This window comes from Bordetella ansorpii, from assembly GCF_900078705.1.
Classification (GTDB): Bacteria; Pseudomonadota; Gammaproteobacteria; order Burkholderiales; family Burkholderiaceae_B; genus Bordetella; species Bordetella ansorpii_A.
Genome location: NZ_FKIF01000002.1, coordinates 36,092 through 54,503, shown reverse-complemented (window position 1 = coordinate 54,503; position 18,412 = coordinate 36,092). Strand labels below are relative to the sequence as shown.

Genomic DNA, 18,412 nt, shown 5'->3' with positions numbered 1-18,412 from the left:
CGGGTTTTCGTTTCGACCAGAGAGACTGCGGCATGATCGTCGGCACCGCCGGTCACATCGACCACGGCAAGACCACGCTGGTGCGGGCCCTGACGGGTGTGGATACCGACCGCCTGAAAGAGGAGAAGGCGCGCGGCATTTCCATCGAGCTGGGCTACGCCTACACGCCCCTGCCCAATGGCGACGTGCTGGGCTTCATCGACGTGCCGGGCCATGAAAAACTGGTGCACACGATGGCGGCCGGCGCCACGGGCATCGATTTCGGCCTGTTGGTCGTGGCGGCCGACGATGGCGTGATGCCGCAGACGCGCGAGCACCTGGCCATCCTGGTCCTGCTGGGCGTGGCGCGCGGCGCCGTGGCGCTGACCAAGGCCGATCGCGCCGACGCGCAGCGCCTGCGGGGTGTCCTGGACGAGATCGCGCAACTGGCGGCCGGCACCTTCCTGGCGGGCGCGCCCGTTTTTCCCACCCGCGCCGCCGAGCCGGGCGACGCGGGCACCGCGGCCCTGAAATCGCATCTGGACGACGCCGCGCAGGCCTTGCCGGCGCGCGGCGCGCAGGGCCTGTTCCGCCTGGCGGTGGACCGCGCGTTCACCTTGGCGGGCCATGGCACCGTGGTCACGGGCACCGCCCATGCGGGCCGCGTGCGCGTGGGCGACGAGACGGCCGACCTGCGCCTGATGCCCGCGGGCACGCCGGTGCGCGTGCGCAGCATCCACGCGCAGAACCGTGCCGGCGCCGAGGGCGTGGCCGGCCAGCGCTGCGCGCTGAACCTGCCCGGCATGGACAAGGACGCCATCGCGCGCGGCGACTGGATCGCCGATGCGCGCTGCTTCCGCCCGTCGCGCCACGTCGACGTCGAACTGGACTGGCTGGAATCCGCCGATGGCCCGCTGCGCGCCTGGGCGCCGCTGCACATCCATATCGGCGCCGCGCATCATATGGCCCACGCGGTGCCGTTGGCGCCGGAACAACTGGTGCCGGGCCAGCGCGGCCGGGTGCAACTGGTGTTCGACACGCCCGTGTGCGCCATGCCGGGCGACCGATACATCGCCCGCAATGCGCAGGCCTCGCGCACCGTGGGCGGCGGCCGCGTGCTCGATCCCAACGCGCCGGACCGCAAGCGGCGCACGCCGCAGCGGCTGGCCTGGCTGGACGCCGTGGCAGCCCTGCTGGATGGGCAAGGCCTGGCGGCCGTGCTGCGCGAAGCCCCGCTGGGCCTGGACGAGGCGCAACTGCAGCGCCTGACCGGCATGCCCGCGCAGTCGCTTGCCGTGCCGGACGATGCGCGGTGGGCCGCCGCGCGCGCGCCGCGGGCCGCGCGCACCTTGCTGCTGGCCGAACACTGGGAGGCCCTGTGCGAGCGTGCGGTGACGGCGCTGGATGGCTTTCACGAACACTCTCCGGACGAGCCCGGCCTGGATGCCGGGCGCCTGCGCCGCATCGCCGCGCCCACCGCGTCCGAGCCCTTGTGGCAGGCCGTGCTGGAACGCCTGCTGGCTCAGGGCCGCCTGGCGCGCAACGGCGCCTGGCTGCACCGTCCGCAGCACGCGGCCACGCTGGGCGAGGCCGAGGCCGCATTGGCCGACCGGCTGCTGCCGCTGATCCGCGACGGTCTCTACGATCCGCCCTGGGTGCGCGATCTGGCGCGCTCGCAGAACGAGCCCGAAGACCGCGTGCGCCAACTGCTGCGCAAGCTGCTGCGGCGCGGCGTCGTGGCGCAAGTGGTCAAGGACCTGTACTACCACCGCGATCACGTGGCGGCCCTGGCGGTGCTGGTGGCCGAGCTGTGCGAGCGCGACGGCAGCGCGCATGCCGCGGCGTTTCGCGATGCCACCGGGCTGGGACGCAAACGCGCCATCCAGATCCTGGAATTCTTCGATCGCGTGGGCTATACGCGCCGCCTGCGCGACAACCACGTGCTGCGCACCGATACGGCACTGTTCAGCCGGGCAACCGGCGCTTCCTGACGTATCATGGGGACCGCCGCCCTGGAAGGCATTCGTGCCCGGCGGCACGGCTGGGCTTCAAACCCAGTTGGGGGCGTCAGACGCTCCCAGGTAGGTTCGACTCCTGCTGCCTTCCGCCACCGTCACGTCCAAAGGGCAGGTCACCATTCCCGCCGAGGTTCGCCATCAGCTGGGGCTATCCACTGGCGACAGGGTTGAATTCGTCCTAAATGAAGTCTCGGGCCGCTACGAAGTCATTCCGGCCACGTATGCTGTCACCGCGCTCAAGGGTATCATCCGCAAGCCGGCCAAGCCGGTGTCCATCGAGGACATGAACGCGGCCATTGCCGAGCAAGGCGGCAAGGCTCGATGATCGGCTTGGATACCAATGTGCTGGTGCGCTACTTTGTGCAGGACGATCCTGTGCAGGCCAGGAAGGCCAGCGCATTGATCGAGTCGCTCAGCGTCGAGCAGCCTGGCTTCATCTCCCAGGTGGCCCTTGTCGAGGTCGTCTGGGTGCTGGGCCGTTCCTACGGTGCGCCGCGTGCCGATATCGTCCAGGTCATCGAGATCCTGCTGCGCACGCAGGGCATGGTGGTCGAGGCCGCCGAAACCGTCTGGAAGGCGCTGCGGCTGTATGCCGCTTCGTCGGCCGATTTCTCCGATTGCCTGATCGAACGCGCCGGCCACGATGCCCAGCGCGAATACACCGCCACCTTCGACGCCAAGGCCGCAAGAACAGCCGGCCTCCGATTGATCAAATAGGTCCGCCCAAGTCCATAAGCCCGGCAATCGCCGGTGCTATGCTTGCCCGACATCGCGGCCCGGCGTCGTCCGTCTTGCCGCCGCATTCCCGAACAGGTGATTCCATGGCCCAAGACGCGACTGGCGCGCAACCTCCCCGACTGACTTCCCTCTCGCATGGCGGCGGCTGCGGCTGCAAGATCGCGCCGGGCGTGCTGTCCACGCTGCTGGCGCGCCACGCGCCGTTCAAGGCCTGCGCCGACCTGCTGGTGGGCACCGAAACGGCCGACGATGCGGCGGTCTACCGCCTGAACGACGAGCAGGCGCTCATCGCCACCACCGATTTCTTCATGCCCATCGTCGACGATCCGTTCGACTTCGGCCGCATCGCCGCCACCAACGCGCTGTCCGACGTGTACGCCATGGGCGGCACGCCCATCATGGCGCTGGCCATCGTCGGCATGCCCATCAACGTGCTGCCGCACGAGACCATCGCCGAGATCCTGCGCGGCGGCGAGTCCGTCTGCGCCGATGCCGGCATTCCGGTGGCGGGCGGACATTCCATCGATTCGGTCGAACCCATCTACGGCCTGGCCGCCATGGGGCTGGTGCATCCCTCGCGCATCAAGCGCAATGCCGACGCGCGCGCGGGCGACGTGCTCATCCTGGGCAAGCCGCTGGGCGTGGGCGTGCTGTCCGCCGCCCTGAAGAAGAACCTGCTGGACCAGGACGGCTATGCCGCCATGATCGCCGCCACCACGCTGCTCAACCGTCCAGGCACGGCGCTGTCCGCGCTGCCGGGCGTGCACGCCATCACCGACGTCACGGGCTTCGGCCTGCTGGGCCATACCTTGGAAATGGCGCGTGGCGCCGGATTGACGGCGCGGTTGCGCCTGGCGGACCTGCCCTGGCTGGACCAGGTGCAGGCCTTCGCCAGGCAGGGTGTCGTCACCGGCGCCTCGGGCCGCAACTGGGCCTCGTATGGCGACTCCATCCGCCTGGGCGCCAACGTGGACGACGCCGCGCGCGCGCTGCTGACCGATCCGCAGACGTCGGGCGGCCTGCTGGTGGCTTGCGCGCCGCACGATGCCGATCAGGTGCTGGCCCTGTTCCGCGAGCATGGCTTTGGCCACGCGGCCGTCATCGGCGAGATGGCCGATGGCCCGGCGCAGGTGCAGGTGGATTAGGGTCGACAGGCCCTCGGTTCTTCCCGGCGCGCTGTCCTGCCGCCACGCTTCGATTCAGGAGATCCCATGCAGCCTGAAGATGTTTCGCGCAAGGTCATGATCGTCACCGGCGCCAGCCGCGGTATCGGCGCTGCCGTCGCGCTGTCGGCCGCGCGGCGCGGCTATGCGGTCTGCGTCAATTACCAGCGCCGCGCCGATGCGGCCGAGGCCGTCGTCCAGGCCATCCTCGATGCTGGCGGCACGGCGCTGGCCGTACGCGCCGACATGGCGGTCGAGGACGAGGTGGTCGCCCTGTTCGAGACGGTGGACCGTGAGCTGGGCAGGGTGGACGCACTGGTGAACAATGCAGGCATTCTCGACGTGCAGACCACCGTCGAGCATCTCGGCGCCGAACGCATTTCGCGCATCCTGGCCACCAACGTGGTCGGGGTTTTCGTGTGTTGCCGCGAGGCCGTGCGTCGCATGGCGCCGCGCCACGGCGGGCGTGGCGGGGCCATCGTCAACGTGTCGTCCATGGCGGCGCGCCTGGGTTCTCCCAACGAATACGTCGACTATGCGGCGTCCAAGGGCGCGGTGGATACCTTGACCATCGGCCTGGCGAAGGAAGTGGCCGCCGACGGCATCCGCGTCAACGGCGTGCGGCCCGGCCTGATCCATACCGAGATGCACGCCAGCGGCGGCGAGCCCGGCCGCGTCGACCGCCTGAAAGGCAGCGTGCCGATGCAGCGGGGCGGCACGGCGCAAGAGGTTGCCGACGCCGTGTTGTGGCTGTGCTCCGACCAGTCCAGCTTCACCACGGGGTCGTTCATCGATGTGGCGGGCGGACGGTAGGCGCCGAGGGCCGTCCCGCCGTCACACCGCGCAGATCGTCGAGCGCGTCAGGAAGCGTTCTTCACGCCCGTTGTCCAGCGAGAACATGCCGCCGCGCCCCGGCACCACGTCGATGATCAGATCGGTGTGCTTCCACGCCTCGTACTGCGCCCCGCCGATGTAGAACGGCGCGCCGCCGATTTCCCCCAGCAGCACGTCGTTGTCGCCCAGCAGGAACTCGCCCTGCGGATAGCACATGGGCGACGAGCCGTCGCAGCATCCGCCGGACTGGTGGAACATGATGGGGCCGTACTGCGCCGTCAATTCGCCGATCAGCCGCAAGGCCGATGGGGTGGCTGAAACCTTGGCCATGGTGTCTCCTGCAAGCGCCGCGCGTGGCCGCCGGAAATGCCCTGCCAAAGCGCCCGCGCGATCGAAGGACCCGCCGGCGCAGCGGCCGCTGCTCGGGTGGGTGCTGACTACGATACCGGCGTAACCGCCATGCGGCCAGGCGCAGGCCCGGCCGCAAGCGATCCCGCCCCAGGGCCTGCCTCAGAAGAACCCCAGCTTCTTCGGGCTGTAGCTCACCAGCAGGTTCTTGGTCTGCTGGTAGTGGTCGAGCATCATCTTGTGCGTTTCGCGTCCGATGCCCGATTGCTTGTAGCCGCCGAATGCCGCATGCGCGGGGTAGGCGTGATAGCAGTTGGTCCACACGCGGCCGGCCTGGATGGCGCGGCCCATGCGATAGCACGTGTTGCCGTCCCGCGACCACACACCGGCGCCCAGCCCGTACAGCGTGTCATTGGCGATCTGCAACGCCTCGGCTTCGTCCTTGAAGGTGGTGACCGACACGACCGGCCCGAAGATCTCCTCCTGGAACACGCGCATGTTGTTCTTGCCCTTGAACACCGTGGGCTGCACGTAATAGCCGTCCTTCAGGTCGCCCTGCAGCTGCGCGCGGTCGCCGCCCGCCAGCACCTCGGCGCCTTCCTGCCTGCCGATGTCCAGGTACGACAGGATCTTCTCCAGTTGCTCGCTGGAAGCCTGCGCGCCGATCATGGTGTCGGCATCGAGCGGGTTGCCCTGCTTGATGGCGGCCACGCGCTGCAAAGCGCGTTCCATGAAGCGGTCGTACAGCGATTCCTGGATCAGCGCGCGGCTGGGGCACGTGCACACCTCGCCCTGGTTCAGCGCGAACATCACGAAGCCCTCGATGGCCTTGTCCAGGAAGTCGTCGTCCTGCGCGCCCACGTCGGCGAAGAACACGTTGGGCGACTTGCCGCCCAGTTCCAGCGTGACCGGGATCAGATTCTGCGAGGCGTACTGCATGATCAGGCGCCCCGTGGTGGTCTCGCCGGTGAAGGCGATCTTGGCGATGCGCTTGTTCGAGGCCAGCGGCTTGCCGGCTTCCAGGCCGAAGCCGGTGACGATGTTCAGCACGCCCGGCGGCAGCACGTCGGCGATCAGTTCGGCCAGCACCAGGATGCCCAGCGGGGTCTGCTCGGCGGGCTTCATCACCACGCAGTTTCCGGCCGCCAGCGCGGGCGCCAGCTTCCAGGCGGCCATCAGGATGGGGAAGTTCCACGGAATGATCTGGCCGACCACGCCCAGCGGTTCCTTGAAGTGATAGGCCACGGTGTCCGCGTCGATTTCGGACAGGCCGCCTTCCTGGCTGCGGATGGCCGAGGCGAAATAGCGGAAATGGTCCACGGCCAGCGGGATGTCGGCGGCGCGTGTCTCGCGGATCGGCTTGCCGTTGTCCCAGGTCTCGGCGGTGGCCAGCAGCTCCAGGTTGTCCTCGATGACGGTGGCGATGCGGTTGAGCAGGCGCGAGCGCTCGGCCACCGAGGTGCGGCCCCAGGCCGGCGCGGCCTTGTGCGCGGCGTCCAGCGCCAGTTCGATGTCCTGCGCGGTGGAGCGGGCATGGCGCGACAGGATCTGGCCGGTGACCGGCGTGATGTTGTCGAACAGCTGCCCCTCGGCAGGCGCATGGAACTTGCCGCCGATGAAGTTGCCGTATTCCTTCTTGATGTCGATCGGCGAGCCGTAGGCGCCCGGGGCGATGCGGGTGGAAGTGTCCATGTCGTCTCCTTTATGTGATGTTTGGGATACCCGTCCGTAGCGATGCAATAAGCGTGCCAAGGGGACGGATGCGCCGGTTTTACGCATGGACAAGCCGGCGGCCCGCATGCGACAGTAGGCGTGTCCGCCGGCGGCGCCTGGATGTTGCAGCGATGCTCGCCGGTTCGTGTCGCGTTTTGCGACAGTTGCGCTGGAACAGGTGTCGCAGAACGCCTACCGGAGACCACCATGCCCACGCTATCCCGCCAGCAGGCGCTGGCCAACGCGCGGCGTCTGTTCAATGAACAGGGCGCCGTGCCCGACCATCTGGTGGCGGAGCCCATCCTGCGTTCCTGGCGGCGCTGCGCCGACCTGGGCCATCGCATGCAGGGTTTGCGCCCGCCGCAGCCGCTGACCCAGTCCGAGCTGCGCGAGGCGCTGCAGCGCCACGAGACCCTGCGCCGCCTGTGCCGCCCCGCGCTGGACCAGTTGCGCCATGAGGCCAGCCACAGCGGTGGCCTGATCGTGCTGACCGACGCCGACGGCCTGGTGCTGGACACCGGGGGCAGCGCGGATTTCGTGGACCGTGCATCGCAGGTGTCGCTGCTGCCGGGCGCCGCGTGGAGCGAGTCCGCCGCGGGCACCAACGCCATCGGCACCTCGCTGGTCGAGCGGCGGCCCATCGCCGTGCATGGCGCCGAACACTTCTTCGAACCCAATCGCATCCTGACCTGCGCCGCCGTGCCCATCACCGATCCGCGCGGCCAGACGATGGGCCTGCTGGATCTGTCGGGCCGCGCCACCGGCGCGCATGGCCATGCCCTGGGGCTGGTGCGCATGGCCGTGGACCAGATCGAGCACCGCATGTACGACGAAGGCTACGGCGATTGCCTGGTGCTGCGCGTGCATGCCGAGCGCGAGGTGCTGGGAACCGTGTGCGAAGGCATCCTGGCGTTCGACGGCGAGGTGCTGGTGGGGGCCAACCGCCATGCCCTGCACCTGCTGGGGCTGGATGGCGGCGCGCTGGGCGTGTTCCGGTACGGCGAGCTGTTCGCCGATACGCCCGCGCAGGTGGCCGCGCGTGGCTGGGTGCATCGCCTGCATGGCGATACCGCCTTGCATGCTCGGCTGCGTTGGCCGGGCGAAGGCGGGCAGGCGCGCTCGGCGCCGTTGCGTGGCCGTGCTGCCGGGACGCCTGCGATGCCTGGCGGCGTACCGAGGCCCGCCGAGCCGCCACCGTCCGTGTCCTCCTTGCGGACCCGCCGGGGCGCTGATGCGCCCGCTTCAGCGGCCCACGTGCCGCATGATCCCGCGCCCTGGTTCGACGCCGCCGCATCGGCTGAACTCAGCCGCGCCGTGCGCCTGCTGGATGCGGGCGTGTCCGTGCTGCTGCAAGGCGAGACCGGCTGCGGCAAGGAGGTCTTCGCGCGCCGCCTGCATGCGCACAGCGTGCGCGCGGCAGGCCCCTTCGTGGCCGTGAACTGCGCGGCCTTGCCGGAAAGCCTGATCGAATCCGAGCTGTTCGGGTATGACGAGGGCGCGTTCACCGGCGCGCGTCGGCAGGGCAGCAAGGGCCTGCTGCGGCAGGCCGAGGGCGGCGTGCTGTTCCTGGACGAGATCGGCGACATGCCGCTGGCCTTGCAGGCCCGCCTGTTGCGGGTGCTGCAGCAGCGCGAGGTGACGCCCCTGGGCGGCGGCCGCGCCGTGCCGGTGGATTTCGCGCTGGTGTGCGCCACGCACCGGCCGCTGGATCCGGGCGACCCGCAGGCCGTGCGGGCCGATCTGTACTTCCGGATTGCCGAGTACACCGTCAGGATGCCTGCGCTGCGCGAGCGCGCGGACCGTGCCGCGGTGGTGCGGGCGTTGTGGCAATCGGCGGGCGGCACGCCGTCGCTGCCGGCGGACGTGCTGGGCCTTTTGGCGCGCTATGAATGGCCGGGCAACTTCCGGCAGTTGGCCAGCACCTTGCGAACCCTGCGCGTGCTGGCGGGGCCGGCCGGCGAGGTGCGTGCGGACATGCTGCCGCATGAGATTGCGTCTGATAAAACGCATGCTCCGGGCGCATCCGCGCACGCGGCCGATACCTTGGATGCCTTGACCGATGCTGCCATCCGCGACGCCTTGGCGGCGTGCGGTGGCAATGTCAGCAAGGCGGCACGCAAGCTGGGCGTGCATCGCAGTACGTTGTATCGGCGAGGGCAGGCGGAAGGCCCCCGGCGATGAGGCTGGATATGGGTCAGATCACGATGCCAGGTTTCGTCAGGCGGTCAAGGCGGGTCAGGATGCCGCAGATGCAGGGGAACCCGGGAATACCTCGCACGCAACGGCCTGGCCGCGATGCCGCGCCGTCCGCTGCTGGGCATGGCGTTTCCGGCCTACCAGGTGCCGTGGCGCCTGGCGGGGGGGCCAGCTGCATGTGAACGGGCTGGGCGGCAGCGCGCGCGGGACGAGGGATTCACGTTCGCAGGCCTGGAATGCACCGTGCCTTGACGTTGCCGTACACGCTGAGCCCGGCGTGGCGGTGTGCACGATGCACGCCGGCGATCCCGCCCTGGATGGCGTGGAACTGATGTTGAAAGGCGGCCACAGGGGGCCGCCCGATGTCTTCGAGGCGCTACGGCAGGGGCGCTGCACGCAGGCGGATGGACCGCGTGCCGCGCATTGCCCCGCACGCGCGCCAATCCGCTTACAGCACGCGGATTTTCGTGGCCTGCGGCCCCTTGGGGCCTTCGCCGGCGACATAGCTGACGCGCTGGTTCTCTTCCAGCGACTTGAAGCCGTCGCCCTGGATTTCGGAGAAATGCGCGAACAGGTCTTTTCCGCCGTTCTCGGGCATGATGAAACCGAAGCCCTTTTCCGCGTTGAACCACTTCACGATACCGGTTTCCATGTCGTTATTCCTTCTCAAAAGATGTTGTTGTCGAAAAGACAATCAAGGAAGGGAAAACGAACAATGCGCGCCGCATGGCGCAGAACCGGTCGAATATCGCAACGCTTGAGGATCTCCCGGACACTATGGTGGGCATCGGGCGGCACGTCAATCGAATTCGTGTCACAAGAATGCCGCGTGGGCGCGCCCGCATGGCGTCCCGAGGGGTTATTGCAGGGGGGCGGACCGCATGGCGCACAATATGCGGGCCTGGGCGACCAGGGCATCGCCCACCAGCGCACGCCCCTGGTACTTGCACAAAGAGCGGCTCAGGCGCAGCGCGTTGACCTCCAGGCGCAACTGATCGCCGGGGAAGGCCTGGCCGGAGAATTGCGCATCGTCGATTCCCAGGAAGTAGTACACCACGGTGTCGTGTTCCGGCCTGATGTCCTGTTCTTCTTGCGAGAACGAGAACAGGGCCGCGGCCTGCGCAATCGCCTCGACGATCAGCATGCCTGGCATGGCCGACCTGCCGGTGGATGCGTCGAAGAAGGGTTCGTTGCGGGAAAGATTCTTGATCGCGACGATGCGTTCCCGGGGAACGATCTCGGTCACCTTGTCGATGAGCAGCATCGGATAGCGATGCGGCAATCGGCGCAGGATTTCGTCGATGGCCAGGGTCATGCGGCACGCTCCTGTGAACCACTGGAGCCAGCGGCCGGCTGAAACGGCCCGGGAAGAGGGGCGCGTTAGCCAAGCGGGCAGTGTCTCACAGAAGCGTGCCAGGCCCTATTCGATTCAGGCTATGGGCAGGCGGCGGCGCATGCCTGAACCGGTATCAGCGGAACGTCAGTTCATCAACCGGGCCAGTTCCGCGCCCGGCTCGGGGGCGCGCATGAACGCCTCGCCCACCAGGAACGCATCGACCTTGTGGCTGCGCATCAATTGCACGTCCTCTGGCTTCAGGATGCCGCTTTCCGTGACGACGCGGCGGCCGGCGGGAATGGACGGCAACAGATCGAGGGTGTTCTGCAGCGAGGTCTCGAAGGTGCGCAGGTTGCGGTTGTTGATACCCAGCAGGGGGGTTTTCAGGCTCAGGGCCACGTCCAGTTCCTGCGCGTCATGCACTTCGACCAGCACGTCCATGCCCAGGTCCATGGCCACGGCTTCCATGTCGCGCAGTTGCGAGGGCGACAGCGCCGCGACGATCAGCAGCACCGCGTCCGCGCCCATCGCGCGGGCCGACACGATCTGGTAGCTGTCGATGACGAAGTCCTTGCGCAGCACGGGCAGCGCGCAGGCCGCGCGGGCGCGGCGCAGGTTGTCGTGCGAGCCCTGGAAGAACTGCACATCGGTCAGCACCGACAGGCAGGCCGCGCCGTGCGTGGCGTACGAGGCAGCGATCTCGGAGGGATCGAACTGCTCGCGCAGCACGCCCTTGGATGGCGAAGCCCTCTTGATTTCGGCGATGACGCCGGCCTTGCCCTGGGCGATCTTGTCCTCGATGGCCTGGGCGAAGCCGCGCACATCCTGGCGCGCCTGCGCTTCGCGCAGCAGTTCGGCCTCGCTGCGCATCTGGCGCGCCGCTGCGACTTCCTCCGCCTTGACGGCCAGGATCTTCGCGAGAATGTCGTTCATTGGTATTTCCGGGTATGTGCGCAGAATTCCTCGAGCTTGGCCCGGGCTGCGCCGTTAGCAATCAGTTCGAAGGCCAGCGCGAGCGCTTGCGGGATCGAGTCGGCCTTGTCGCCCGCGTAGATGGCCAGTCCGGCATTCAGCGCGACGATGTCGCGGGCGGCGCCCTCGACATTATCCAGCGCCTCGATGACCAATTCGCGGGACTCTTCGCGATTGGACACCTTGATGCTGCGGTTGGACATCATGGATAGTCCGTAGTCCTCGGGGTGGATTTCATATTCGCTGACCACCCCGTCCTTCAGTTCGCCCACCATGGTGGCCGCGCCCAGCGAGGCCTCGTCCATGCCGTCGCGGCCATGCACGACCAGCACGTGCTTCGAGCCCAGGCGTTCGAGCACGCGCACCTGGATGCCGACCAGGTCGGGGTGGAACACGCCCATCAACTGGTTGCCCGCGCCGGCGGGGTTGGTCAGTGGACCGAGGATATTGAAAATGGTTCGCACGCCCAGCTCTTTGCGCACTGCGGCGACGTTCTTCATGGCGCCGTGATGCGCGGGGGCGAACATGAAGCCGATGCTGGTTTCCTCGATGCACTCGGCGACCTGCGCGGGCGTCAGTTGCAGGTTGGCGCCCAGCGCCTCCAGCACGTCGGCGCTGCCCGAGGACGACGAGGCGCTGCGGTTGCCGTGCTTGGCGATCTTCACGCCCGCCGCGGCGGCGACGAACATGGCCGTGGTCGAAATATTGAAGGTGTGGCTGCCATCGCCGCCGGTGCCGCACATGTCCAGCAACTGGCCGGGATCGGGCGTGACGACCGGCGTGGCGAACTCGCGCATCACCTGCGCGGCGGCGGTGATCTCGCCCACGGTTTCCTTCTTCACGCGCAGGCCCATCAGCAGCGCGCTGGCGATCTGCGGCGACATCTCGCCGCGCATCAGCATGCGCATCAGGTGCAGCATTTCGTCGTGGAAGATCTCGCGGTGTTCGATGCAGCGGGTCAGTGCTTCGGCGGGGGAGATGGTCATGACGGAGCCTTTTATTGGATCTGCAGGAAGTTGCGCAGCATGGCGTGGCCGTGCTCGCTCAGGACGGATTCGGGGTGGAACTGGACGCCGTAGAGGGGCAGCGTCTTGTGGCGCACGCCCATGATGTCGCCGTCCTCGGCCGTGGCGGTCACTTCCAGGCAGTCGGGCAGGGTGGCCGGATCGATGGTCAGCGAGTTGTAGCGGATGGCCGTGTACGGCGTGGGCAGGCCCGCGAAGAGGTCGGTGCCCCGGTGCGAGATCCGCACCGTCTTGCCATGCATGATCTGCTGCGCGCGGACGATGTCGCCGCCGTAGGCCGCGCCGATGGCCTGGTGGCCCAGGCACACGCCCAGGATGGGCACCTGGCCGGCGAAACGCTGGATCAGGGGAACGGAAACGCCTGCTTCGGCCGGCGAGCAAGGGCCGGGCGACACGCAGATGCGCGAAGGCTTCAGGGCGGCGATCTCGTCCAGCGTGATCTGGTCGTTGCGCGCCACGCGTACGTCTTCACCCAGCTCGCCAAAATACTGGACCAGGTTGTAGGTGAACGAATCGTAGTTGTCTAGCATCAGAAGCCTAGCCATAATAACTCCTTGATTTCAAAAGAAATTTTCATTACACACAAGCTCCGTTACACACTCTATTACACACATTGGCATTGGATTGCCTTGGAGTCAGCGTATCCATGATCCAGTGGTGCCACGATGTCGGGTGGAGTGATGCGTGTAGATGACGATAGTCGTCATGGGCGTGCCGGTCAGCACCGGCCCGTGCAGCGATCTGCGTGACCGCGCAGATCGCTGCGTCCCGCGATGTCGAGAGGACGCGCAGGAAGAGGTTCAACAGATAAGAAAGTTGGGGCATGAAAGCAGTCTCCTTGAAATTGGGAGCCGCCTTGCCGGGAGCGCGATGACACTGAGCCTTGCCGGTTCGGCGGCAAGGTGCGGCGCGATGCCGCAGCGACGTGCCGCTTCTATGAGAAGCGCCACCACCAACGGAGGTTGGACGTCGCGGAAAAATTCATCTGAAAGAAGATCCTATCGTTCTTTTCGTCAACTGGCCTGACGTAATTTGTCAGGCGCATGTACAGCGCGCTCCATTATAGCATCTGTCCAGAAGCTGGGCGATAGGCCAAGAAAAATTTCTACCTGCACCACAGCACGATACCGAAGCTTGTTCGAGTTGCGCAGCCAAAGCTTGCAATGGTTCAACGCCATTGACCTCGGGACGCTGGGGGTTCAAGCCCTTGGCAGATTGTCATTATTTTTATTTCATCTAACAGCATTCTTTTTAGACCCAGTCACTCTCCGTATCCCACCTAATAGCTGCGCTTTTACTCTGGAATCCACATCCCAAAGCGCATGGCTCACTCTCTTAGACCTATGTAGCCAAGCGGTTATGAAAATTCAGACTTGTTGAATATTGGTCTATCCATAACTCTCACGTAGGTGCGCAGAGTAAATGTCGAGCTGGTTGAACATTCCGCCATGACCTGGATTGGCGCTCGTCGATCGAACATAAATTAGCTCATATTTTCGACGAAACGATGACATTTTAAATACGTGTGCACGGCGCCAGCTAGTTCTTAAGGCTCTCGAAAAATCAAAATCCGAAAGTCGGAAATTAATCTGACTTACAGGGAATGATTTAGAGAACGCGATAGGAGATGGATGCATGCACGATAGTCCGCCTATTTCAAAAGTCTACTATCTTCCCATCGAAGCAGCTATACGCTGGGCCGGTTTATTGAGATATACGAATGAAATTCTGCCGTCGATATCTTCGTATCGACACTTACCGAAGACGATCGACTGCCCGAGATGGAATGAGCTGCGTTTGTTCTTGGAGCGAATCTATGACGCAATTCAGAACGGGGAACTCGCATATGGGCGCGATGGCATTACATCGAATGACAAATCGCTTTGGGATTCCCCAAACCTGACCGTGCGGCACGTGGACCTTAAGCGATGGATGCGTGAACACTATCCAGAGCACCGACCAGGGTTCCTCTTTACTCGCAGCGAGCGTATAGCTCATCCCATCATCACACTAGAAACCGGGCAAGCCATGCTTGTCGAACGGCTGGCCCTGAAATCCGCCTTGGACCAGTACAAGCGTCAACTGAACGAATTACAGGAAAAATACGACGCTCTGCTCAAACAGTCCACCATGATTCCCGCCTGCGCCCAATGCCCAATCAGTGATCGAGCCGAGGCCACCTATCTAAACATAATCGGCGGGATGCTGGATCTGATGCTCGGCCAGTCTCCATCGGGCACCTCGTACTCCAGTTTCAAAACCCAGGAGGCCGTGGTGAGCGCATTGGTGGCTCATCACAGCGGAGCCATGGGCATCGCGGAGCGGACGTTGAACGGCAAGTTCGCAACGGCAAGGCGTCGCCTGCGTAGCGCAAACGTTTGAGGTTTGCCAGCTTGTATGTGCAGTCGCGGATATTGCATTTGCAATGTCTTTCCGCAGCCATGTCTATTGAATAGAGGTCACGCCAACAAACGCCACTGAGCGTTCAGGAGTGACCGCCATGTCGCAAACACCTGTACTGCAACCGAACGAGCGCCGCATCCTGCGGCTGGATGAAGTCGAAGCCAAGTCTGGCTTCAAACGCGCCCACATCTACAACCTGATGAAGAAACGCCAATTTCCCCAGGCGCTGCGTCTAGGCGTGCGCGCGGTGGGTTGGGACTCGATCGAGATCGACCAGTGGATCGCCGAACGCCTCAACAACCGCACGTGACTCGCTCTCCCTCGGAATTCCCTATCCCCTGACGGAGAGCGCCATGCAGGTTGTATCCATTATCTCGACCAAGGGCGGTGTCGGCAAAACGACCACCGCCGCCAACCTCGGCGGACTTGCCGCTGACGCGGGTCTGCGCGTGCTGCTGCTCGACCTCGACGTGCAGCCCACCTTGTCCTCCTACTATGAGCTGGCACACCGCGCTCCCGGCGGCATCTATGAGTTGCTGGCCTTCAACGAGCGCGACCTCGTCCTACTTGTGTCCCGCACGATCATCGCCGGCCTAGATCTGGTGCTGTCCAACGACCACCGGGGCGAGTTGAACACCTTGCTGCTGCACGCGCCCGATGGTCGCCTGCGACTGCGGCACCTGCTGCCAGTGCTGGCCCCCCTCTACGACCTGGTGCTGATCGACACTCAGGGCGCGCGCTCGGTGCTACTGGAGATGGCCGTGCTTGCCTCCGACCTCGCGCTGTCGCCCGTGACCCCGGAGATCCTCGCGGCCCGTGAGCTGCGGCGCGGCACCATGCAGTTGCTGGAGGACATCGCACCTTACCGGCACGTGGGCATCGAGCCGCCACCACTGCACCTGCTCATCAACCGCGTTCATCCCGTATCGGCGAACGCACGGCTGATCCAGCAAGCCCTGCGCGATCTGTTCCAGGACCACGCCGGCATCCGCGTGTTGGCGACCGACGTGCCGGCCATCGAAGCCTATCCGCGCGCCGCGACGCGCGGTCTGCCTGTGCATCGGGTCGAGTACCGCCAGCCACCAGGGAGAGTCGCCCCCGCCGCGCTCGACACCATGCGCGGTCTGGCTGCCGAATTGCTCCCGCAGTGGCAGAACCGATTTGCCACGGTGTCCGGCCGTCCGCCACACCCTCTTGATACCAGGAGGCCTCATGGCGAACGCACATGATCTGGCCCGGGGCCACAAGCGACTGCGCGCCCTGATCGAGTTCGCTGTCGGTGAGGGCTGGCACGTCAAGCGCACGCCTGGTGGCCACCTCAAGTTCACCAAGACCGGTTGCGCCGCGATTTACACCAGCTCGACCGCCAGCGATCACCGAGCGGCGCTCAACGCCCGCGCGCAGATCCGCCGTGCCGAGCGCGAAGCGCAGTTCCAGGTGCAGGAAAACGACCATGGCTGAGATCACCTCCCAGCAGATGGCCGGCAAACTGCTTGCGGCGGGGTTCGAGCGCAGCGGCCCGTCCGCCTCGGCCCTAAGCGATCCCATCGCCGACACGCCGATGGTCGTGACCCTGGACCAGTTGCGCCCCTACGACCACGACCCCAGGAAGAAGCGCAACTCGGTCTACCAGGAAATCAAGGCGTCCATCCGCGAGCGCGGCCTGGACGCGGCACCGGCCATCACGCGGCGCCCAGGCGAGGACCACTACATCATCCGCAACGGCGGCAACACGCGGCTGGCGATCCTGCGCGAACTGTGGTCGGAGACGAAGGACGAACAGTTCTTCCGCATATCGTGCCTGTTCCGGCCCTGGCCCAGCCGTGGTGAAGTGGTCATGCTGACCGGCCACCTGGCCGAGAACGAACTGCGCGGGGGCCTGACGTTCATTGAACGGGCCTTGGGCGTGGAGAAGGCGCGCGAGTTCTACGAGCAAGAAAGCAGCGCCGCCGTGAGCCAAACCGAGTTGGCCCGCCGCCTCGCTGCCGATGGCTTCCCGGTCCAGCAGTCACACATCAGCCGCATGAGCGACGCGGTACGCTACCTCCTGCCCGCGATCCCGACCGTGCTCTATGGCGGCCTCGGCCGCCACCAGGTCGAACGCCTGTCGGTCATGCGCAAAGCTTGCATGTTCGCGTGGGAGCGCTACGCCAAAGGCCGCTCGCTAGTGCAGGACTTCGACGAGTTCTTCCAAGAAGTACTCTCGCAGTTCGACACGCAGGGCGACGAGTTCGCCCCTCAGCGCGTACAGGACGAGTTGATCGGTCAGATGGCCGAGCTGCTCGGCGTCGATTACGACGTGCTTGCTCTGGACATGACCGAATCCGAGAGTCGGCAGCGCGCGTTGGCCAGCGATCCGACACCGCTCTCGACGCCACCCGTACTGCCGGAGCCGCGTGCCATCGCGCGCCCACCTGCCACGACCGAGCCGCCCATCGCAGGTCCCGCACTTGCCGCACCGCCTGCAGATCGGCCAGCGGCCACCACTTCGACGCACGAGAGCGAGGCAAATGCCAGCCAGGCGGGCACGGCCAAACCCGCAGCGGATGGCGATCTGCTTGCCGAGCACATCGTCTCGCCGGCGCCGACGACCGAACGGCTCCAGTCCATCCAGCGCATGGTCGCCGACCAGTTGGGCGACGCGCTGCCACCGGACTTCTCGGAGAACGTCTTGCAGTCCATCCCCGTGCAGGCCGGCGGGCTCTATCCGATCTCCGATGTCTGGTACATCGAGCCCGGACTGGACACGCCCGAGCGTTTGCGCGCCCACATCGCGCAGTTCGCCCGCGAGATCGCGGGCGAGGCTGGACTGGACGAGTGCATCGATGACCGTCCAGACGGCATCGGTTTTGCCTGCCGGGCCCGCACCCAGGCCCCGGCGCCGCTGGGCCGTGCCGTCCTCACGCTGTTGGCGTGCCTGGCCGGTCAGCAGTCCGCCGACATCGGCCGGGGTAACGAACAAGTCCTCAGCAGCCTACCGGCGCTGCTGCACGGTCAAGGCGATGCGGCCAGGCGATTGAGCGACACCGCACTGGTCAAGCTGTTCCGGCTACTGCGGCTGGCCCGCCGCTTGCTCGATCTGGAAGCCGGCGCGGCTTCTGGAACGTGAGCGAGGGAAGCTAGCATGTCCGCACCCCACCCACTCAACCAGGCCGTCATTGCCCAGGCCCTCTACGACCTGCGCAATGGGCAACTGCGCCGCTGCAAGCTGATGGGGTTTGGCGAGGAAGAACTGGACGCCCTCAAGCATCCTGCGCTGATCAGCGTGCTGGCCAACGCCAACGTGTCCTGGTGCTCGGTGACGGTCAACCGCGAAGTGCTGCGGCGACTGCTCAAGCAGGCGCAGGATGTGGAGAAGGAAATCGCGACCGTTGATCGCATGCTACGCCTGGGGGGCAGCACGGAGATGGTCTGCCGCTTCTACGGACTCACCCACCAGGAAGTGGCGCTGCGCCGCGAAATCCTCGGCCTGCCCAAGCGCAAGGGCCGCCACCCCGTGCTGGATGAGAAGCAGGACACGGAACTGTGGCGGCAATGGAAGGCCGTGACCGGCAGCAGGAACGTCGATCTCGAAGACGAAACCTCCATCCTCGATGCCGCGATGGACTTGGCCGAAGGCATGTCACTGCCCCTGTCGGTGGTCTGGGCCTCAATCAAGGGCTGGGTCGATCAGGGATTGGGCTGAGC

19 protein-coding genes and 1 tRNA gene are annotated in these 18,412 nt (G+C 66.0%); 13 read left to right on the top strand and 7 right to left on the bottom strand.

Annotated elements, in window-relative coordinates:
- Nucleotides 1-32 precede the first annotated feature (32 nt).
- The 6 genes from selB to A6745_RS03845 all read left to right on the top strand — a co-directional run bounded on the left by selB (nt 33) and on the right by A6745_RS03845 (nt 4,711).
- Nucleotides 33-1,970, top strand: a complete 1,938-nt coding sequence (gene selB / locus A6745_RS03865; RefSeq protein WP_066123954.1) for a selenocysteine-specific translation elongation factor — start codon at nt 33-35, stop codon at nt 1,968-1,970.
- 23 nt (nt 1,971-1,993) lie between these two features.
- Nucleotides 1,994-2,089 (top strand) — tRNA-Sec (locus A6745_RS03860).
- A complete protein-coding gene (locus A6745_RS27615) occupies nt 2,077-2,322 on the top strand; it encodes an AbrB/MazE/SpoVT family DNA-binding domain-containing protein (protein WP_082852959.1) in 246 nt (81 codons plus the stop codon). The genes A6745_RS03860 and A6745_RS27615 overlap by 13 nt, the downstream gene beginning before the upstream one ends.
- Complete coding sequence (locus A6745_RS03855) at nt 2,319-2,714, top strand: PIN domain-containing protein (RefSeq protein WP_066123952.1); 396 nt, start codon at nt 2,319-2,321, stop codon at nt 2,712-2,714. Before A6745_RS27615 ends, A6745_RS03855 begins: the two co-directional genes overlap by 4 nt.
- Nucleotides 2,715-2,818: 104 nt before the next feature.
- Complete coding sequence (gene selD / locus A6745_RS03850) at nt 2,819-3,880, top strand: selenide, water dikinase SelD (RefSeq protein WP_066123949.1); 1,062 nt, start codon at nt 2,819-2,821, stop codon at nt 3,878-3,880.
- A gap of 66 nt (nt 3,881-3,946) precedes the next feature.
- On the top strand, nt 3,947-4,711 hold the full coding sequence (locus A6745_RS03845; RefSeq protein ID WP_066123946.1) for an SDR family oxidoreductase: 765 nt from the start codon (nt 3,947-3,949) through the stop codon (nt 4,709-4,711).
- 21 nt (nt 4,712-4,732) lie between these two features.
- Here A6745_RS03845 and A6745_RS03840 read toward each other — a convergent pair whose 3' ends face one another.
- Both A6745_RS03840 and adh read right to left on the bottom strand, forming a co-directional pair.
- A complete protein-coding gene (locus A6745_RS03840; protein WP_066123943.1) occupies nt 4,733-5,062 on the bottom strand; it encodes a DUF779 domain-containing protein in 330 nt (109 codons plus the stop codon).
- A gap of 180 nt (nt 5,063-5,242) precedes the next feature.
- Nucleotides 5,243-6,772, bottom strand: coding sequence for an aldehyde dehydrogenase (gene adh, locus A6745_RS03835; protein WP_066123938.1), 1,530 nt, complete (start codon nt 6,770-6,772; stop codon nt 5,243-5,245).
- Nucleotides 6,773-7,000: 228 nt separating this feature from the next.
- On the opposite strand from adh, the gene A6745_RS03830 reads away from it, so the two are divergent.
- Nucleotides 7,001-8,974, top strand: a complete 1,974-nt coding sequence (locus A6745_RS03830) for a sigma-54-dependent Fis family transcriptional regulator (RefSeq protein ID WP_066123937.1) — start codon at nt 7,001-7,003, stop codon at nt 8,972-8,974.
- Nucleotides 8,975-9,437: 463 nt separating this feature from the next.
- On the opposite strand, the gene A6745_RS03825 is transcribed toward A6745_RS03830, so the two are convergent.
- The 5 genes from A6745_RS03825 to A6745_RS03805 all read right to left on the bottom strand — a co-directional run bounded on the left by A6745_RS03825 (nt 9,438) and on the right by A6745_RS03805 (nt 12,867).
- Nucleotides 9,438-9,641, bottom strand: coding sequence for a cold-shock protein (locus A6745_RS03825; RefSeq protein WP_066123934.1), 204 nt, complete (start codon nt 9,639-9,641; stop codon nt 9,438-9,440).
- 207 nt (nt 9,642-9,848) lie between these two features.
- The gene (gene fabZ, locus A6745_RS03820; protein WP_066123931.1) at nt 9,849-10,304 is read right to left on the bottom strand and encodes a 3-hydroxyacyl-ACP dehydratase FabZ; all 456 of its coding nucleotides are present in this window, start codon (nt 10,302-10,304) and stop codon (nt 9,849-9,851) included.
- Nucleotides 10,305-10,469: 165 nt separating this feature from the next.
- Nucleotides 10,470-11,258 (bottom strand): indole-3-glycerol phosphate synthase TrpC, encoded by a 789-nt coding sequence (gene trpC / locus A6745_RS03815; protein WP_066123930.1) that lies wholly within the window; start codon nt 11,256-11,258, stop codon nt 10,470-10,472.
- A complete protein-coding gene (trpD, locus tag A6745_RS03810; RefSeq protein WP_066123926.1) occupies nt 11,255-12,283 on the bottom strand; it encodes an anthranilate phosphoribosyltransferase in 1,029 nt (342 codons plus the stop codon). Before trpD ends, trpC begins: the two co-directional genes overlap by 4 nt.
- 11 nt (nt 12,284-12,294) lie before the next feature.
- Nucleotides 12,295-12,867, bottom strand: coding sequence for an anthranilate synthase component II (locus tag A6745_RS03805; RefSeq protein ID WP_066123923.1), 573 nt, complete (start codon nt 12,865-12,867; stop codon nt 12,295-12,297).
- Nucleotides 12,868-13,957: 1,090 nt separating this feature from the next.
- On the opposite strand from A6745_RS03805, the gene A6745_RS03800 reads away from it, so the two are divergent.
- The 6 genes from A6745_RS03800 to A6745_RS03775 all read left to right on the top strand — a co-directional run bounded on the left by A6745_RS03800 (nt 13,958) and on the right by A6745_RS03775 (nt 18,410).
- Nucleotides 13,958-14,704 (top strand): type IV pilus inner membrane component PilO, encoded by a 747-nt coding sequence (locus A6745_RS03800; RefSeq protein WP_066123920.1) that lies wholly within the window; start codon nt 13,958-13,960, stop codon nt 14,702-14,704.
- 118 nt (nt 14,705-14,822) lie between these two features.
- Nucleotides 14,823-15,035: an AlpA family transcriptional regulator gene (locus A6745_RS03795; RefSeq protein WP_066123919.1), complete on the top strand. Its 213-nt coding sequence runs from the start codon at nt 14,823-14,825 to the stop codon at nt 15,033-15,035.
- Nucleotides 15,036-15,078: 43 nt separating this feature from the next.
- Entirely contained in the window at nt 15,079-15,954 is an 876-nt protein-coding gene (locus tag A6745_RS03790; RefSeq protein ID WP_066123916.1) for a ParA family protein, read from the top strand.
- Nucleotides 15,938-16,186 carry a hypothetical protein gene (locus A6745_RS03785; RefSeq protein WP_066123913.1) on the top strand — a complete coding sequence of 83 codons (249 nt, stop codon included), beginning with the start codon at nt 15,938-15,940 and terminating at the stop codon, nt 16,184-16,186. The genes A6745_RS03790 and A6745_RS03785 overlap by 17 nt, the downstream gene beginning before the upstream one ends.
- Nucleotides 16,179-17,834 carry a ParB family protein gene (locus A6745_RS03780; protein WP_066123910.1) on the top strand — a complete coding sequence of 552 codons (1,656 nt, stop codon included), beginning with the start codon at nt 16,179-16,181 and terminating at the stop codon, nt 17,832-17,834. Before A6745_RS03785 ends, A6745_RS03780 begins: the two co-directional genes overlap by 8 nt.
- A 15-nt stretch (nt 17,835-17,849) precedes the next feature.
- Entirely contained in the window at nt 17,850-18,410 is a 561-nt protein-coding gene (locus tag A6745_RS03775) for a DUF2857 domain-containing protein (RefSeq protein WP_066123908.1), read from the top strand.
- Nucleotides 18,411-18,412 lie beyond the last annotated feature (2 nt).

Excerpts from the sequence above, each read along its gene's own strand:
- trpD (WP_066123926.1), bottom strand. The coding sequence starts at position 12,283 with ATGACCATCTCCCCCGCCGAAGCACTGACCCGCTGCATCGAACACCGC.
- A6745_RS03785 (WP_066123913.1), top strand. The coding sequence starts at position 15,938 with ATGGCGAACGCACATGATCTGGCCCGGGGCCACAAGCGACTGCGCGCC.
- A6745_RS03825 (WP_066123934.1), bottom strand. The coding sequence starts at position 9,641 with ATGGAAACCGGTATCGTGAAGTGGTTCAACGCGGAAAAGGGCTTCGGT.
- A6745_RS03805 (WP_066123923.1), bottom strand. The coding sequence starts at position 12,867 with ATGGCTAGGCTTCTGATGCTAGACAACTACGATTCGTTCACCTACAAC.
- A6745_RS03790 (WP_066123916.1), top strand. The coding sequence starts at position 15,079 with ATGCAGGTTGTATCCATTATCTCGACCAAGGGCGGTGTCGGCAAAACG.
- A6745_RS03830 (WP_066123937.1), top strand. The coding sequence starts at position 7,001 with ATGCCCACGCTATCCCGCCAGCAGGCGCTGGCCAACGCGCGGCGTCTG.
- A6745_RS03845 (WP_066123946.1), top strand. The coding sequence starts at position 3,947 with ATGCAGCCTGAAGATGTTTCGCGCAAGGTCATGATCGTCACCGGCGCC.
- selD (WP_066123949.1), top strand. The coding sequence starts at position 2,819 with ATGGCCCAAGACGCGACTGGCGCGCAACCTCCCCGACTGACTTCCCTC.
- A6745_RS03800 (WP_066123920.1), top strand. The coding sequence starts at position 13,958 with ATGCACGATAGTCCGCCTATTTCAAAAGTCTACTATCTTCCCATCGAA.
- selB (WP_066123954.1), top strand. The coding sequence starts at position 33 with ATGATCGTCGGCACCGCCGGTCACATCGACCACGGCAAGACCACGCTG.
- fabZ (WP_066123931.1), bottom strand. The coding sequence starts at position 10,304 with ATGACCCTGGCCATCGACGAAATCCTGCGCCGATTGCCGCATCGCTAT.
- trpC (WP_066123930.1), bottom strand. The coding sequence starts at position 11,258 with ATGAACGACATTCTCGCGAAGATCCTGGCCGTCAAGGCGGAGGAAGTC.
- A6745_RS03855 (WP_066123952.1), top strand. The coding sequence starts at position 2,319 with ATGATCGGCTTGGATACCAATGTGCTGGTGCGCTACTTTGTGCAGGAC.
- A6745_RS03775 (WP_066123908.1), top strand. The coding sequence starts at position 17,850 with ATGTCCGCACCCCACCCACTCAACCAGGCCGTCATTGCCCAGGCCCTC.
- A6745_RS03840 (WP_066123943.1), bottom strand. The coding sequence starts at position 5,062 with ATGGCCAAGGTTTCAGCCACCCCATCGGCCTTGCGGCTGATCGGCGAA.
- adh (WP_066123938.1), bottom strand. The coding sequence starts at position 6,772 with ATGGACACTTCCACCCGCATCGCCCCGGGCGCCTACGGCTCGCCGATC.
- A6745_RS03780 (WP_066123910.1), top strand. The coding sequence starts at position 16,179 with ATGGCTGAGATCACCTCCCAGCAGATGGCCGGCAAACTGCTTGCGGCG.
- A6745_RS03795 (WP_066123919.1), top strand. The coding sequence starts at position 14,823 with ATGTCGCAAACACCTGTACTGCAACCGAACGAGCGCCGCATCCTGCGG.